15 protein-coding genes are annotated in these 16070 nt (G+C 60.0%); 5 read left to right on the top strand and 10 right to left on the bottom strand.

Annotation, left to right across the window (positions count from 1 at the left end; all coding sequences use genetic code 11):
• Nucleotides 1-61: 61 nt before the first annotated feature.
• From V8J84_RS07905 to V8J84_RS07890, 4 genes are all read right to left on the bottom strand, one after another.
• Nucleotides 62-973, bottom strand: coding sequence for a DMT family transporter (locus V8J84_RS07905; RefSeq protein ID WP_339929807.1), 912 nt, complete (start codon nt 971-973; stop codon nt 62-64).
• Nucleotides 973-1854 (bottom strand): hypothetical protein, encoded by an 882-nt coding sequence (locus V8J84_RS07900; RefSeq protein WP_339929805.1) that lies wholly within the window; start codon nt 1852-1854, stop codon nt 973-975. Before V8J84_RS07900 ends, V8J84_RS07905 begins: the two co-directional genes overlap by 1 nt.
• Entirely contained in the window at nt 1851-3347 is a 1497-nt protein-coding gene (ftsY, locus tag V8J84_RS07895) for a signal recognition particle-docking protein FtsY (RefSeq protein WP_339929803.1), read from the bottom strand. Before ftsY ends, V8J84_RS07900 begins: the two co-directional genes overlap by 4 nt.
• A 110-nt stretch (nt 3348-3457) precedes the next feature.
• A complete protein-coding gene (locus V8J84_RS07890; protein ID WP_339929801.1) occupies nt 3458-5146 on the bottom strand; it encodes an NAD(P)H-dependent oxidoreductase subunit E in 1689 nt (562 codons plus the stop codon).
• Between the two features lie 199 nt (nt 5147-5345).
• Between V8J84_RS07890 and V8J84_RS07885 the strand changes: the two genes are divergently transcribed.
• Entirely contained in the window at nt 5346-6374 is a 1029-nt protein-coding gene (locus V8J84_RS07885; protein WP_339929799.1) for an alkane 1-monooxygenase, read from the top strand.
• 41 nt (nt 6375-6415) lie between these two features.
• A complete protein-coding gene (locus tag V8J84_RS07880; RefSeq protein WP_339929797.1) occupies nt 6416-6796 on the top strand; it encodes a hypothetical protein in 381 nt (126 codons plus the stop codon).
• Nucleotides 6797-6822: 26 nt separating this feature from the next.
• On the opposite strand, the gene xseA is transcribed toward V8J84_RS07880, so the two are convergent.
• Nucleotides 6823-8322, bottom strand: a complete 1500-nt coding sequence (gene xseA, locus V8J84_RS07875) for an exodeoxyribonuclease VII large subunit (RefSeq protein ID WP_339929796.1) — start codon at nt 8320-8322, stop codon at nt 6823-6825.
• A gap of 70 nt (nt 8323-8392) precedes the next feature.
• Here xseA and purD point away from each other — a divergent pair, with 70 nt between their 5' ends.
• Nucleotides 8393-9649, top strand: coding sequence for a phosphoribosylamine--glycine ligase (gene purD, locus V8J84_RS07870; protein WP_339929795.1), 1257 nt, complete (start codon nt 8393-8395; stop codon nt 9647-9649).
• Between the two features lie 183 nt (nt 9650-9832).
• Here purD and V8J84_RS07865 read toward each other — a convergent pair whose 3' ends face one another.
• The 5 genes from V8J84_RS07865 to V8J84_RS07845 all read right to left on the bottom strand — a co-directional run bounded on the left by V8J84_RS07865 (nt 9833) and on the right by V8J84_RS07845 (nt 14650).
• The gene (locus tag V8J84_RS07865; RefSeq protein ID WP_339929794.1) at nt 9833-10339 is read right to left on the bottom strand and encodes a CarD family transcriptional regulator; all 507 of its coding nucleotides are present in this window, start codon (nt 10337-10339) and stop codon (nt 9833-9835) included.
• 229 nt (nt 10340-10568) lie between these two features.
• Nucleotides 10569-10904 (bottom strand): ferredoxin FdxA, encoded by a 336-nt coding sequence (gene fdxA / locus V8J84_RS07860; protein WP_055294642.1) that lies wholly within the window; start codon nt 10902-10904, stop codon nt 10569-10571.
• Nucleotides 10905-10955: 51 nt separating this feature from the next.
• Complete coding sequence (locus V8J84_RS07855) at nt 10956-11363, bottom strand: RNA-binding S4 domain-containing protein (RefSeq protein WP_339929793.1); 408 nt, start codon at nt 11361-11363, stop codon at nt 10956-10958.
• Entirely contained in the window at nt 11360-14146 is a 2787-nt protein-coding gene (locus tag V8J84_RS07850; protein WP_339929792.1) for a helicase-related protein, read from the bottom strand. The genes V8J84_RS07855 and V8J84_RS07850 overlap by 4 nt, the downstream gene beginning before the upstream one ends.
• A 33-nt stretch (nt 14147-14179) precedes the next feature.
• A complete protein-coding gene (locus V8J84_RS07845) occupies nt 14180-14650 on the bottom strand; it encodes a tetratricopeptide repeat protein (RefSeq protein WP_339929791.1) in 471 nt (156 codons plus the stop codon).
• A gap of 170 nt (nt 14651-14820) precedes the next feature.
• On the opposite strand from V8J84_RS07845, the gene V8J84_RS07840 reads away from it, so the two are divergent.
• On the top strand, nt 14821-15108 hold the full coding sequence (locus V8J84_RS07840) for an SCP2 sterol-binding domain-containing protein (protein WP_339929789.1): 288 nt from the start codon (nt 14821-14823) through the stop codon (nt 15106-15108).
• 1 nt (nt 15109) lies between these two features.
• Nucleotides 15110-16063, top strand: a complete 954-nt coding sequence (locus V8J84_RS07835; RefSeq protein WP_339929787.1) for an alpha/beta hydrolase — start codon at nt 15110-15112, stop codon at nt 16061-16063.
• Nucleotides 16064-16070: the final 7 nt, after the last annotated feature.

Here is a 16070-nt window from a genome sequence, read left to right as displayed (position 1 = left end):
CTGCATTTCGCATTTATGCGTTGTTATCCGGTCTGCCGCGTCACGTCACGACATAAGCACGCTATCCGCCAATTTCCACGATCACCGCGCCAGCCGCGACCAGCGCCATCAAAGCCAGCCTGCGCGGGCCGACCTTTTCGCCCAGGATAAACCAACCGATCAGGGCGGCAAAAACGGTGGATGTCTCTCGCAGGACTGCCGCCTCGCCAACCTTATCAAGCCGTGTGGCCATCATCACGCCGCCAAAGCTGAACCACGCGATAAAAGCCCCCAACAGCCCACGCCACATCAACGGGCGCAAGGTGGGGGGATCGATCATCCGGCGGTAACGCCACGCGGCAAGGATCGGGAAATCCAGCGATGTGATAAAGAAGAACCACGCCAGAAACGTAAACGGGTTCAGCGACTGCCTGATAGCATAGGCGTCAAAGGTTGTATAAATTGCAACCATGACGCCACCCGCCACGGCCCACATCAGGCCGACCCGCAATGCGTGCGGGTCCAGCGTTTCCTCTGACAGGTTACGCAGTGCAAGCAGCAGAATCCCCCCCGACAAGCACGCCACGCCAAACCATTGCATCAGTGTGAAGTGTTCCTGAAAGATCAGACTGGCCGCAAGCACCGTGACCAAAGGCCCTGTGCCGCGCACCACGGGATAGACCACCGTGTAGGCCGCCCTTTCATACGCCAGCGCCATCGTCAGTTTATAGGCAAAATGGATGACCAAGGCACCGGCCACAAACCAGAACGTCGTCGCCGTGGGCCACGGCACCACGAACAGCGCCACGGGCGCCGAGATAACGACCAGCCAGCCGTCAATCGCGCCGCGGGTCAGCCACGGATCGTGCCGCCCCTTTTGCAATGCGCCAAACGCCGCGTGCGCCACGGCCGACATCAGCGCCAGTGCCGTGGCCAATCGTGCGCCGTCTGGCGTATTCGCGATACTGACCAGCCACGCGCCGAGCGTATCCATTAATGTTCGATCGTCAGGGCCGGTTCCCACGCAAACCGGACTGTCGCCCCATCCAGCATCAGCTCCAGCGCGCGGGCGACACCCTCGGGTGTATCCACGCGGTTCACAAAACTGCCGGTCATCGATTGCAGGAAGCCGATCCCCCGCGCGCTCAGCAGGCTGAACGTCAGGGTGCCATCGGGTGTGTCGGCGGCCAGAAAAGCACGCAGTGCTGCCTTGCTGTCATCATCAGCGATAGACTCTGGCAGCGACGGGAGAGCTTGCAGAAACATCTCTTGGTCCGCACGCGGTTTGCGCCGCGCCTCGAACAGATCATCACCGCCGACCACATCCATCACACCGGCCATCTGCGACAGGCTGATGCCGCCAAGGCTCATCATCATGGTGCCGCGATTGCTCAGGTCCAGATGGTTGAATACCGCTGTCAGCTGAAGGCGGTTTCCATCGGGCGCCAGCATTTCAAAGTTTTCAAGCAGGAGTGTGCGGCTCGCCTGATCGTGGCTCAGTGTGATGTTGACCGTATCAACCGCGCGCGGTTCCGGCCCTTCGGTCAAGAAGTCCGAAAATCGCAACCCAACCGCGCGGGGCGGCAGGCCGTCGACAATTAGACGGTTGATCCCGTCCGCGCGAAAATCAAACGTATCAAACTGGGCGTTCTGTAGCTCTGGCGCGGCACCCGAAATCCGGCACCACCCGTCGTCAGTTGCCGTCACGGGCACATCGCGGGGATTATCGTCGTCATCAAATGCGATGGGCACGATGTCGACAAATGCCTGCCACATCGCGCGGCATTCCGCGCCGCTGGCCACTTCGTAGGCGAATGCATTGGCGGGCCACAGGGCCGCCACCATCGCAATCCGAAGGGACCGGCTGAGGATCATCGCGTTTCGGTTCCTACAAGGGCTGCGGCGAAATCCTCGGGGTCAAACGGGGCAAGATCATCGATCTGCTCGCCCACGCCAATCGCGTGGATCGGCAGGCCAAACTTGTCCGCCAATGCGACCAGCACGCCGCCTTTTGCGGTGCCGTCCAGCTTGGTCATCACAAGGCCGGAAACGTCCGCCAATTCCTGAAACACTTTCACCTGCTGCACCGCGTTCTGGCCCGTTGTGGCATCCAGCACCAGCAGCGTGTTGTGCGGCGCGTCAGGGTCTTTCTTGCGGATCACGCGCACGATTTTAGACAGTTCTTCCATCAGGTCTGCGCGGTTTTGCAACCGTCCGGCGGTATCGATCATCAGCAGATCAGCACCATCTGCTTGCGCCTTGCCCATCGCGTCAAACGCGAGGCTGGCAGGGTCCGACCCTTCCGGCGCGGTCAGGACAGGCACACCTGCGCGATCACCCCAAACCTGAAGTTGTTCGACAGCAGCAGCGCGGAACGTGTCGCCTGCAGCAATGACCACCTTCTTGCCAGCGGCCTTGAACTGGCTGGCCAGCTTACCGATGGTCGTCGTCTTGCCAGAGCCATTGACCCCGACCACCAACACCACCTGAGGCTTGTGCGCGTAAAGCGGCATGGGCCGCGCCACAGGGTCCATGATGCGTGTCACTTCGGCGGCCATAAGGGCCTTGATTTCGGCCACCGACAGCTTTTTGCCGATGCGGCCCTCTGCCATGTTCGCAGTCACGCGCAAGGCCGTGTCGACACCCATATCGGCGCTGATCAAAAGCTCTTCCAGCTGTTCCAGCATGTCGTCGTCAAGCGTGCGTCGGACGACTGTTTTCTGCTCTTTCCCGCCAAAGAACCGTCCGAGGATACCCTTTTTCGCCGCTGGCGCGTCCTCAACCGTTTCCGCAAGCGCGGGGGCCACGGGAGAGATAGTCTGCGGCAACTCAACCGACGGCGTGAACGCCCGTTCGGGTTCGGGTTCGGGTTCGGGTTCGGGTTCGGGTTCGGGTTCGGGTTCGGGTTCGGGTTCGGGTTCGGGTGAAATTGCATTCAGCCCGTTGCTGAGGTCAACCGCCGCTTCAACGGCTGTGCTCATATCATCCGATACCGGTTCCTCCACAATTTCGTCGATGATGTCGTTGACCGGCACCGCAGCCGCAGCACCGTCATGTTCGACGTCTGGCGACGCATCCGGCGTATCCCCCGCAACAGTTTCATTTTTGGGTGGTGATGTTGCTTGTACGTCGGCAACAGGCTCAGGCTCTGGCTCTGGCTCTGGCTCTGGCTCTGGCTCTGGCTCTGGCTCTGGCTCTGGCTCTGGCTCTGGCTCTGGAATGCTCTCCGCCACGGGTTCCGCCGTGACAAGCTCTTCGACAGACACTTCCTCTTCCTCGCCACCATCACTGACAATCGCGTCCAGTCCCTCGTCAATCTTGGAGGACGAACGGAACATTTTGTCTTTGAGTTTCTTGAAGAAGGACATGGATTTCCCTTTGGACGTGGTCTTGACCAAGACCTAATACGCCCACGCCCCAAACAAAAGAGGGCGTCACCGCAATGACGCCCTCAAACCGTTCGGGGAAGCAGCCGCTTCTAGCTGATTTCGTCGCTAAAGTGCGTCATCACCATTTTGATCGGGTTGGGAGCCGCCTGCCCCAGACCGCAAATGCTGGCATCCACCATCGCCGTTGACAGATCGCGCAGCAGGTCCTGATCCCATGCATCCGCCTGCATCAACTTCACTGCCTTTTCACACCCAACGCGGCACGGTGTGCATTGCCCGCAGCTTTCGTCTTCAAAAAACCGCAACATATTCAGAGCGGCATCGCGGGCCTTATCCTGCTCGGACAACACGACTACTGCGGCCGATCCGATGAAACTGCCGTGCGGTTGCAAAGTGTCAAAATCCAGCGGGATGTCGTTCATCGTCGCGGGAAGCAGGCCGGATGATGGCCCACCCGGTTGATACGCCTTGAACGTCTGCCCCTCGGCCATGCCGCCGGCAGCCGCAATCACATCCATGATCGTCGATCCGGCGGGCAAAAGGTAAACACCCGGTGACGCCACGCGTCCTGACACAGAATAGGACCGCAGCCCCTTGCGCCCGTTCTTTTCAACGCCGTTCAAAATCTCCGGCCCTTCACGACACACCCGCGCGACCCACAACAGCGTTTCCACATTGTGCACCAGCGTCGGTTTGCCGAATATCCCGACCTGCGCCACAAAAGGCGGGCGGTGACGCGGGATGCCACGCTTGCCTTCGATACTTTCGATCATCGCGGATTCCTCGCCGCAGATATAGGCCCCCGCCCCGCGCCGCAGATCGATATAGCCTTTGTCGACGATACCGGCCTCTTCCAGCGCCGCAATCTCGCGCGCCAAAATATCAAGTACAGCAGGGTATTCGTCGCGCATGTAGATAAAGCATGTTTCGGCCTCGACCGCCCAAGCGGCGATCAGCATGCCTTCCAGAAACAGGTGCGGCGTGCGCTCAAGGTAGTAGCGATCTTTGAACGTGCCCGGCTCCCCCTCGTCGCCGTTGACGGCCAGATAGCGCGTGCCGGCATTAGCACGCACAAAGCCCCATTTCTTGCCAGATGGAAAACCCGCGCCGCCAAGACCACGCAGACCGGACGCTAGCACCTTGTCCTGCACTGCCTCCCAATCGCCGCCATCGCGCAGGGCTTTCAGTTCGCCATAGCCACCATCAGCCACATAGGCCGCATAGGTCTGATATTCGGGCACATGGGCGTGGGTGTCGCCTGCCGCAATCGCCGCCTCGACCTTGGACAGATTGGCGTGATCAATATGGTTGTGGCCCAATTCCAACACAGGTGCGGTATCACAACGCCCCATGCAAGGCGCACGCACAACGCGCACCTTGTCCGCATCCAGCCCGTCTTCCAACGCCTTTTGCAGCGCCTGCGCACCCGCCAGTTCGCACGACAGGGAATCACAAACACGGATCGTCAGCGCAGGCGGCGGTGTCTCGCCTTCTTTCACGACATCAAAGTGGGCATAGAACGTGGCAACTTCGTAAACTTCCGCCTGCCCGATCCGCAATTCCTCGGCCAGGGCACGCAGATGCGCGGCAGACAAGCAGCCGTATTTATCCTGAATCAGGTGCAGATACTCGATCAGCATATCACGGCGATAGGGACCTGTGCCCAACAGCGCCCTGACCTCGTCCCACGCCTGATCGTCAAGCTGGCGCCCTTTTGGCGTATGACGGCCCTTACCCTTACCGGATTTCCAAACGCCCTGTTTGTCGTCAAGCGCCATAACGGTCCCCTTCGTCGTAAACTTGCGCGTGTTCTACCGCGACTTGCGCCTGCTGCGACACGCAAAAGCGACATCAAAGCGATCAGACACGCAAGCGAGCGGTGCCGCCTGTCTCCGATACGAAACAGCATTGGCACGAAACACTGTGTCGCAGGTGCGCGTGCCTGACGGAGCCATTTACCTGTGCTAAAGGCATTCCATGCTAAGTCGTCCTATGATCCTGTTTGGTTTTGCCACCCTGATGCCTCTGGCGCTTCTCACGCTTGCCGCGTTGCAAGGGGGATGGTGGGTGCTGGCCGCGCTTGTCTTTCTGACCGTTCTGACTGGTAGCCTTGATGAGCTGGTGCGCCGTGTCAGCCCACCCACATCCGAAAGTGAATTCCCAGCCGCCGATGCGTTGCTTGTGGCTTTGGGGATCGGCCATTTTGTGCTGCTACTGGTTGTGGTGACAACACTGGCGGGCGACACGCTGGCGCTGTGGGAAAAGCTGCCGCTGTTTTTCGCGGCGGGTCTGTTTTTTGGACAGGTCAGCAATTCCAACGCTCATGAGCTAATCCATCGCGGCAGCCGTGCGCTGCACCGGCTTGGCATGTGGATCTATATTTCCATGCTGTTCGGACACCACACATCGGCGCATGTCCTTGTCCATCACCGGCTTGTCGCGACCCGCGATGATCCCAGCACGTCGCGCATCGGCGAGAGCCTTTATCGGTATGTGATACGGGCTTGGCGTGGGTCTTTTGTGTCCGGCTACAAGGCAGAGGCTTCGCGGTTGGCCAAAATCAATCGCCCTGCGTGGCGCAATCCATACTGGCTATATATCGCGGGCGCTGCCGGTTTTGTGCTGTGGGCCTACGTCCTTGCAGGTGGCAAAGGCGTTTTTGTTTACATTTGCCTTGTGGGATTTGCGCAGTTTCAACTGCTGATGTCGGATTATGTGCAGCACTACGGCCTGTCCCGCGCCGTGCGTGAGGATGGACGGCCCGAGCCCGTAGGCGACCGTCATAGCTGGAACAGCCCGCACTGGTTTTCCTCCGCTCTGATGCTGAACGCGCCACGACATGCGGCACATCATGCGCATCCGTCACGCCCATATGCGTCATTGGATTTGCCAGAAGACAGCCCGATGCTTCCGCGATCATTGCCCGTCATGGCCTGCATCGCACTGCATCCCCGCTTGTGGCGCAAAGTGATGGATGATCGCGCGCGCGTTTGGCGACCTGCCTGACTTTCACTTTGCGACGGCCGCGCTATCATTACGCTATGCGAATGATCCTTGCCCTTGCCCTTGCCGCCTCTCCCGCCGTGGCAGAAAGCCCGATGACGGGCGATGCATTCGAGGCCTATACAGCGGGCCGCACGCTGACCTTCAGCACCCCGACGACGCCGAATTTCGGCACTGAAATGTATCTTTCTGACCGTCGCGTTCTGTGGTCCACCATCCCCGGTGAATGCACAACTGGCGTTTGGTACGATCAGGGGCGTGACATCTGCTTTGTCTACGAAAACGACCCTGAACCCAAATGCTGGGAAATCTACAAAGAGACTGACGGGTTACGCGCCGTTTTCACCACACGCCCTGACACAAGCATCATCTTTGAAAAGGTCGAGGATGCGAAACCGCTGGTCTGCAATAATCTGGCGTCCTAGCGTGCCACCCTTATGAAAAGGCCGCGTTAGAACAATCGCCCCTGCGGATCGCTGTCCACGACAACCCGCGCATCGGCAAATTCAATCTCGACCGTACTGGCCGCTTTCACGCCTTCAGCCGTTGTCACCACAGCACCATCGCCACGCACAACCGCATACCCGCGTTTGAGCGTTTCGCGATATCCCAACGTCTCGCGCAGCCGTGACAGCGCATCCAGCTTCGCCACCCGCTCCGCCTGTAACTGACGCGCCCGCGACGCAAGCCGTTGCAGGACCGTGTCCAGCCGTTCAGCAGCGCGCAGCGTGTCGGGCGCGCGCAGGGTCTGGCGGCCTAAGGCATCACGCGACTGCGCTATGCGCCGATCCAACGCCGGAGCCAATCTGTCAGCCAGCGCAGAGACCCGCCGTCTCTCCTCACCAATCATGCGGGTCAGGACTTGCGGTCGCAAACCCCCTGCAACGTCCGCCAGATGCACCCGCTTTTTCGCAGCAGACGCCCGCAGCCCTGCTGGTAATCGCTCGCTCAGATAGTCGAGCCGTTGCGCAGGCCCGTCCAAGAGGGACTCGCGCTGCGGCAAGGCACGGGCAAGATCGCGCAGCCGCTGCTGGCGCTGACCGACGCCTGTTGTTAGCGCCCGCGTCAGCCGCCCGCCCTGCTGTTCAACCCAGTTCAAGAGATCAAGCCGCACAGGCACCGCCAATTCCGCTGCCGCAGTTGGCGTCGGGGCGCGCCTGTCAGACACAAAATCGATCAGCGTAGTGTCAGTTTCATGCCCCACAGCCGAGATCAGTGGAATTTGCGAGGCCGCCGCTGCGCGCGCCACGCTTTCCTCGTTAAAGCCCCAAAGATCTTCCAGCGATCCACCGCCACGGGCGACAATCAGCAAGTCAGGGCGCGGTAACGCCCCGCCCGGTGTCATCGCGTTAAAGCCGTTGATCGCGGCAGCCACCTCAGGTGCTGCTTTCTGACCTTGAACCGCCACAGGCCACACAAGCACCTTGCGCGGAAAACGATCCCGCAACCGGTGCAGGATATCACGGATCACCGCCCCCGAGGGCGATGTCACAACGCCAATGACTTCCGGAAGATAAGGCAGCGCCTTCTTTCGCTCAGCTGCGAAAAGCCCTTCAGCCTCCAGCGCCTTCTTGCGCTTTTCCAGCATCGCCATAAGCGCACCAGCCCCTGCGGGTGCGATATCTTCGATCACCATCTGGTATTTCGACTGACCGGGGAACGTGGTCAGCTTGCCCGTGGCAATGACCTCCATCCCTTCTTCCGGCTGGTGCGCCAAAGCGACCGCACGGCCCTTCCAGATGATACCGGCAAGCACAGCGCGATCATCCTTAAGGTCCAGATACAGGTGACCGGAACGTGGACGCGATACGCGCCCGACCTCGCCACGCACGCGCACGTGCGAGAATCCGGCCTCCACGGCCTTTTTCACCGCACCGGAAATCTCTGATACGGAAAACTCCGGCGCGTTTCCCGCGCCTGCCGCGTCAGGTCCGTCGTCAAATAGGTCCATGCCAGCCCCTTGTCGCTGCTCTGCGCACATCCTAGAACGCAAGCCAACAAAGGCCAACGGGGAACGGCAGATGAATATCCTTATTCTGGGCAGCGGCGGACGTGAACACAGCCTTGCGTGGGCGATCAAGCAGAACCCGAAATGCGACCGCCTGATTGTAGCGCCGGGCAATGCCGGCCTTGCCGATCTGGCCGAATGTGCCAACCTTGATATCTGCGATGGCGATGCCGTAACGGCCTTTGCCACGGATCACGCGATTGATCTTGTTGTGATCGGGCCAGAGGCACCACTGGCCGCAGGCGTGGCCGACACGCTGCGCGCAGGCGGTATCCTGACTTTCGGACCAAGTCAGGCGGCAGCCCAATTGGAAGCCTCCAAGGCCTTTACCAAAGATATCTGCACCGCCGCAGGCGCACCGACTGCCGCTTATGCGCATTTCGCAGAACTGAATGCCGCGCTGGACTATACGCGCGCGCAGGGCGCACCGATCGTGATCAAGGCGGACGGGTTGGCAGCAGGCAAAGGCGTGACCGTCGCGATGACCCTGCCCGAAGCCGAAGCCGCCCTTACCGATCTGTTCAGCGATTCCAACGCGGAAGTGGTGATCGAAGAGTTCATGGACGGTGAAGAGGCCTCATTTTTTATCCTGTCAGACGGCACCACCTTGCTGCCCGTTGGCACCGCACAAGACCATAAGCGCGTCGGCAACGGCGACACTGGCCCAAATACGGGCGGCATGGGCGCCTATTCCCCCGCGCCCGTGATGACAGACGCTGTCACACAAAAGGCGATGGACGAGATCATCGCACCGACGATGGCCGAAATGGCCAAGCGCGGCACACCGTTTGAAGGCGTGCTTTTTGCGGGCTTCATGATCAAGGACGGGCAGCCACGTCTAGTGGAATACAACGTCCGCTTTGGCGACCCTGAATGCCAATGCCTGATGATGCGCCTTGGCGGGCAGGTGCTTGATTTGCTGCAAGCCTGCGCCGAACATCGCCTTGCCGACCAACAAGTCGCATGGGCCGATGATCATGCCCTGACGGTGGTTTACGCGGCCAATGGCTACCCCGGTGACTACGCCAAAGGCTCCCAGATCCGCGGCCTCGACACCTTGCCCGAAGATAGCCGCAACATGACGTTTCACGCAGGCACGGCCCAGCGCGATGGCAGCGTCGTGGCAACTGGCGGACGGGTTCTGGCAGTCACGGCGCGCGCCGAAACACTGCAAGCGGCACGCGACAGCGCTTATGCATCCATTAACCAGATCGATTGGCCCGGAGGTTTTTATCGCACGGATATCGGGTGGCGCGCGCTTTCTGATTAGGACGCGCCCCCGCTTCTTTTGGATAAAAATACTTCCGCCGGAGGCTCCCGCACTATCCAGCTATCTTACCAAATGCGACGATCCGCCAATCCGATTTTCGGGATCGAAAATCAAAACATCACGCAAAAGCCCCGCTGTCCGGCACGGACAACGGGGCTTTTTCAATTCGGTCAAACGTAAGGATCAGGCAGCGCGACCAACAAGGACGCTATCAATCTCTTGGGCTGCGGCGACTTCGTCGTGGCCAGCCACAGCAGCGATCTCGCGTGTCAGACGCTCAAGAGCGGCCTCGTAAAGCTGACGCTCGGAATAGCTTTGTTCGCGCTGGTCATCCTGACGGTGCAAATCGCGCACGACCTCGGCAATGGCAATCAGATCACCGGAGTTGATCTTTTGCTCGTATTCCTGCGCACGGCGCGACCACATGGCCTTTTTCACCTTGGCTTTACCGCGCAGCGTTTTCATCGCGTGGGCAACAACATCAGGCGTGGCCAGCGCACGCATGCCTACGTCCGTCGCCTTGTGCGTCGGCACCCGCAGGGTCATTTTGTCCTTTTCGAACGCAATCACGAAAAGCTCCAGTTCGATACCGGCGACTTCCTGCTTTTCAACAGACGTGATCTGGCCGACCCCGTGTGCGGGGTAGACGACGTATTCGTTCGGGCTAAAGTCCAGCTTCTTCTTGCTCATGGTATCCTTTTCCGGCCCACATTGGACCTATCAGCGCGTGTCTTGCGATCTGCACAGCAGAACGCCCGCACGGATAGTTCCGTCGGGCGGCATTTCGTATTAGAACTGTTCAGATCGTCAGCAACATTGGAGCCATCATAGCACAAAAACGACCCTTGCGAAAGCGCCGCAGTGCAGCAATGCAAAACTCAATGGGATCAGTAACTTAGCGCAATTCGGTAAGCCCGAATCAACCGCCCTCGCCAGCGGCCTCAGAGAAGAGCTCCATCTTGCCCTCTTTGCCGTCCATTTCTTCGGCATTGGGCAGCGGGTCTTTCTTGGTGATGATGACCGGCCACATCTCGGAATACTTGCGGTTGAACTCAACCCACTTTTCCATATCCGGCTCGGTGTCGGGACGGATCGCATCCGCAGGGCATTCAGGCTCGCACACACCACAGTCGATGCATTCGTCAGGGTGGATCACCAGCATATTCTCACCCTCATAGAAGCAATCCACGGGGCACACCTCAACACAGTCGGTGTATTTGCAGGCAATGCAGTTGTCGTTGACGATGTAAGTCATGGGGGCGGTATCCGTATCTAGTCGCGCGCCTTGCTAGGCCAGACCGGTCGGTCATTCAAGGTCAAACGCCCCGCGTCCGCCCCGCTGCGACATCAAGTGTCTGCGATCACGTTTGGTCGGTCGCCCCTTGCCGTCATATTCAAGGTTTTTGGCCTGCGCATCGCCAACCTTTGGCGCGGGTTTGGCGGGCGTCATATCTTCGTAAAGCGCCTGCGCCTCGGGTGCCGGTCCACGGCGCACACCGCAGGCTGCGATTTTCACAACCCGTGTTTCGGTCTCTTTGACAAATGTCAGCACATCACCCGCCCCGACCGCGCGGGACGGTTTGCTGACGGGATTGCCATCCACCCGCACCTTACCCGCCGAGACAACACCCGCGGCAAGGCTGCGCGATTTGAAAAACCGCGCGTGCCACAACCATTTATCAATGCGGATGGTGTCGCGGGGCGTTTCGGTCAATCCTTCTTTAGCCCCATCAGTGCAGCCGCAAAGGGATTGTCAGGATCGATCTGCTTTTCTTTCTTCGGCTTGGCCTGGAACCGCTCGGGTTTGTTGCTACCCTGCCCTTTGCCACGCGGTGGCTTGCCTTTGCCCTTGGGCTTGCCACCTTGCGGACGCTCACCACGCGGCGCCTGACGCTGGGCACGGCCACCCCATGTGAAGGTATAGAATACCTCCTGCTCGGCGTCCGCCTGCGGCACCTCGGGTGGCAACTCAACAGGTGGCAGATCAGTCGGGGTTTCGTTTGGCACTTCTGCTGGCGGATCAGCTGGTGGCAAGTCGGTTGGCGGTGCGGGAGGCGCTTCCTGCGGCTCTTCCACAGGCACCTCTTGCGGTTTCTCTTCGGGTTTCTCCAGAACTGCGGCTTTCACTTTTGCACGCTCCCCTTTGTCAGCCTTGTATCCAAGACCAACCATCAGGTCAGCAAACTGCTCAAGCGTCATGCCTGTGATCGACAGCATGTCGGGGTTCGCTTCAAAGCCGCCGCGGCTGTCCTTGTCGCGCAGCATGTCGGCCAAACGCTCCAGCATATCAATCCGGATCGCCCGTTCGCCCGCAGCGCGGTAGCCGGCCATCGCATAATATCCTGGCGGCACGCCTTTGGCGGCGGGCACAGTGACCATGCCGGGAGGCGGGCTTTCAGGGAATTCCTGCAAGTTCTTCGCCAGCGACCAAAGCACCAGTCGCAGGCGCGTCGGCGCGGGCTTCAGCAGGAGCGGCATAAAGATCGTGAACTGGCCAAAGCGGATACCGTGCTTGCGCAGCGCGCCACGGGCGTCCTGATCCAGCGCTTTCACCTCATCAGCCACCTCACCGCGCGGCACAATGCCAAAGCCTTCGACCATGCGGTAAGCAAAGCCTTTGGCAATACCTTCCAGCGTCTCGTCGCCTTGCAACTTCAACAGCGGCTCGAACCCGGCGGCGATCTTGCGGTCAATGAAATGCTGCAAGCGGCGCTGCACCTTCTCCGCCACGTCCGATCCTGCCTCTTCGTCCACAAACGGCTGGACGGTAGGTTTCATCGGGTCACTGCCCGCCACCAGTTTGCCAACCGCGTGGTCGCCCCACATCAGGCCGCCCTGTTCGGTGAAATCCAGTTCGGGGTCTGGCGCGTTGTAAAATCGGTCGGCCATCAGGTGCCAATGCGGGACCAGTGCCGCGACAGAGGCCTGCCGCAGGGTTTTCGCCTCATCAGGGCTTCCGGTTTTGTCCATGCGAAAGCGGAACCCTTCCAGTTTGCCCACGAATTCACCCTCTACGGTCACTTCGCCTTGTTCGTTTACGTCAGCCAACAGCTTTTCCTTTTGGTTGAGCCGGCGAAGCAAAACGCTTGTCCGCCGGTCCACAAATCTTTGCGTCAATGCGCCATGTAGCGCGTCTGATAGGCGGTCTTCTACCGCCCTTGTCTGGTCGCGCCAATGGCTTTCGTCACGCAGCCAGCCTTTGCGCTGTGCCACGTAGGTCCATGTGCGGATATACGCCAACCGTTTGGATAACGTATCAATATCACCGTCGTGGCGATCAATCCGCGCGATTTGCAGCGCAAACCAGTTTTCGTCAACCACACCGTCCTGATGCAGATCGGTGTAAATGCGCGTCAGCAGGCCCGCGTGTTCGCCACGGCTTATACCACGAAAGTCGGGGATACGGCAGACATCCCACAACAGCCGTACAGATGGCCCATCACGCGCCCGCGCCGCGATCAGCTCATCCGACGCCAGCGCCTTGAGTGCCGCCAGATCGTCGCTCTCGCGCACGCGTGTCAGCAGCATGTCATTCGTGCGTTCTTCCAAACACTGGATCAACCGCTTGGCCGACCCGAATTGCAGGTCTGAATTGCGCCACATCAGCTTACCCACGGGCCGGAACTGGTGGTTCTCAATCGCGTGGATCGTCTCGTCTTCCAGCGGCGGCGCCTCGCCCGTCACGCCAAAACTACCGTTATTCATGTGCCGACCAGCACGGCCTGCGATCTGGGCAAGCTCTTCGGCATGGAGCGGTCGCATCCGCTGGCCGTCGAACTTAGACAGGGCGGAGAAAGCAACGTGGTTAATGTCGAGATTGAGCCCCATCCCGATGGCATCCGTCGCCACCAGATAATCGACCTCGCCGTTCTGATACATCTCGACCTGCGCGTTGCGCGTGCGGGGCGAAAGCGCGCCCATCACGACAGCCGCGCCGCCTTTTGTCCGGCGTAGCAATTCCGCAATGGCATAGCAATTTTCAACCGAAAACCCGACAATCGCCGCCCGTCCGGGCATCCGGCTTAGCTTTTTCGAACCTGCGTAGGTCAGCTGAGACATCCGCTCACGCCGCACGAACTGCGCTTTGGGCACCAACGAAGCGATGGCAGACCGCATGGTTTCGGCCCCCATGAACAGCGTCTCGTGCAGGCCCCGCGCGTGCAGCAAGCGGTCGGTAAACACATGTCCGCGCTCGGGATCGGCGCAAAGCTGTATCTCGTCCACAGCCAGAAAATCGCAACCCATGCCCTCTGGCATCGCCTCAACCGTGCAGACCCAGTATTGCACCCGGTCCGGCACGATCCGTTCTTCGCCGGTAATCAGCGCCACCACAGACGGGCCGCGCACCGCGACGATCCGGTCATAGACCTCGCGGGCGAGCAGGCGCAGCGGCAGGCCGATCACGCCCGTCCGATAGGACAGCATCCGTTCAATCGCGTAGTGCGTTTTGCCAGTGTTCGTTGGCCCTAAAACAGCCGTGATCCGGGAATTTTGCATGATGTTCCCTGACGTGGCAGGGCCAGACGCGGATTAGAGCGACTGACCCTCAAGCTGTAGTGAAATACGCTCCAACCCGGCTGCGGCTTCGGGATCAAGCGGGTAAATCTCCTGGATGCGGCGGTATACCTCGGCGGCATCTTCATACCGCTCAAGCTCTTCCAGTAGCACACCAAAGCCGAACATCGCATCAAAGTGCCGCGGCTCAAGCACAAGCGTTTGACGCAGGTCATCCAACGCAGGCCCAACCATGCCAAGCGCGTAATAAGCCGATGCGCGGGCGTGATACCCTTCGGCAAATGTCGGATCATGATCCAGCGCGGCCGTCAGATGTTCGGCTGCAATGCCCGGTTCGTTTTCCTCAAGCGCGTCGGTGCCCCGCCGATAAAGCAGGTCAATCGCCGCAGACCCACTGCGTTCCCACTGGCCCGAAATACGGTCGGCAATCCGCGAATGGGTCTGTTCATCCGCCTCCAGAAGCTCTTGAAATAGGTCATCAAGCACGCTTGTCTGGGCCGCAAGCGGGAGCGTTGACGCGAACGTCAACGTAAATGCCGTAACGGCAGAATTGAAGTGCTGTCTCAGGATGCCCATAACTTGAATGTAGCGTTTTGCGCGCCCAGCACCAGAGGTGCGCTGCATCTAACTGAAACTTGACCCAAGGATACCCCGATATGAGCGACGTCATCACAGAAGCAGTCACACAACTGAACGCCAAAATGGACGGCGGCTTCGACGGCAAAGCCAAGTTTGTTGTCGAAGGCGAAGGCGCCATCATGATCGACGAAGCAGGCGCGCGCGCAGGCGACGAAGAGGCAGACGTGACCCTGACCGCCAGCACCGAAACTTTCAAGGCGATCCTAGATGGTGAGCAGAACCCCACGGCCGCCTTTATGACAGGCAAACTGTCCGTGGACGGCGATATGGGTCAGGCGATGAAACTGTCCGGCGTTCTGGCCTGATATGTTGACCACCCCGATGACGCCTGCACCGTTCTTTGAGGATATCGCTTTCGGACCGCAAGGCGGGGCGGCGCATTGGGTAAAAACGTCAGACGGGCTGCGCATCCGCGTGGCCCACTGGCCGCTTGACGGAGCAAAAGGCACGGTCTTGATGTTCCCCGGGCGTACGGAATACATCGAAAAATACGGCGACGCGGCGCTGGAATTCGCCAAGGGCGGATACGCGACTGTGGCCGTCGACTGGCGTGGACAGGGTATCGCGGATCGTATGACGGAAGATCGCGCGATCGGTCACGTCGGGAAATTCGCCGATTACCAGCACGATGTGGCGGCCCTTCTGGCCCATGCGCGTGCCCTGCATATGCCAGAGCCGTTCTATCTCGTCGGTCATTCAATGGGCGGCTGCATCGGTCTGCGTGCTTTGTCCGAAGGCCTGCCCGTAAAGGCGGCGGCTTTTTCCGCCCCCATGTGGGGTATCCAGATCACGCCCGCTATTTTGCGTCCGTTCTCATGGATCATGGGTTGGGTGGCTGAAAAGATCGGTCAGGGTCATCGCATGGTGCCCACGCAATCGCGCGAAACCTACGTCCTGCGCGAAGAATTTGAAGTGAACACGCTGACCCGCGACAAAACGATGTGGGAACGGCTGCAAACCCAAATGCGCGCGCAGCCCGACCTGGCGCTTGGCGGGCCGTCGCTGCATTGGCTGATCGCATCCATGCGCGAGATGAACCGCATCGCAAAGCTGCCCTCGCCCAACGTGCCGACGGTGACATTTCTTGGCCGAAGAGAGGCGATTGTCGACGCCGACCGCATCACCGCCCGTATGGCCGATTGGCCCAATGGCGTGCTGCACCTGCTGGACGAGGCCGAGCACGAGGTCATGCTGGAAATCCCCGCCACGCGCAGGCATGTCTATGACGGCATGATCGCGCATTTTGACGCCAACCCCTAACACCCTA

The sequence above is a fragment of the Yoonia sp. 208BN28-4 genome, from assembly GCF_037543925.1.
Classification (GTDB): Bacteria; Pseudomonadota; Alphaproteobacteria; order Rhodobacterales; family Rhodobacteraceae; genus Yoonia.
This window is presented reverse-complemented; position numbering and strand designations above follow the sequence as displayed.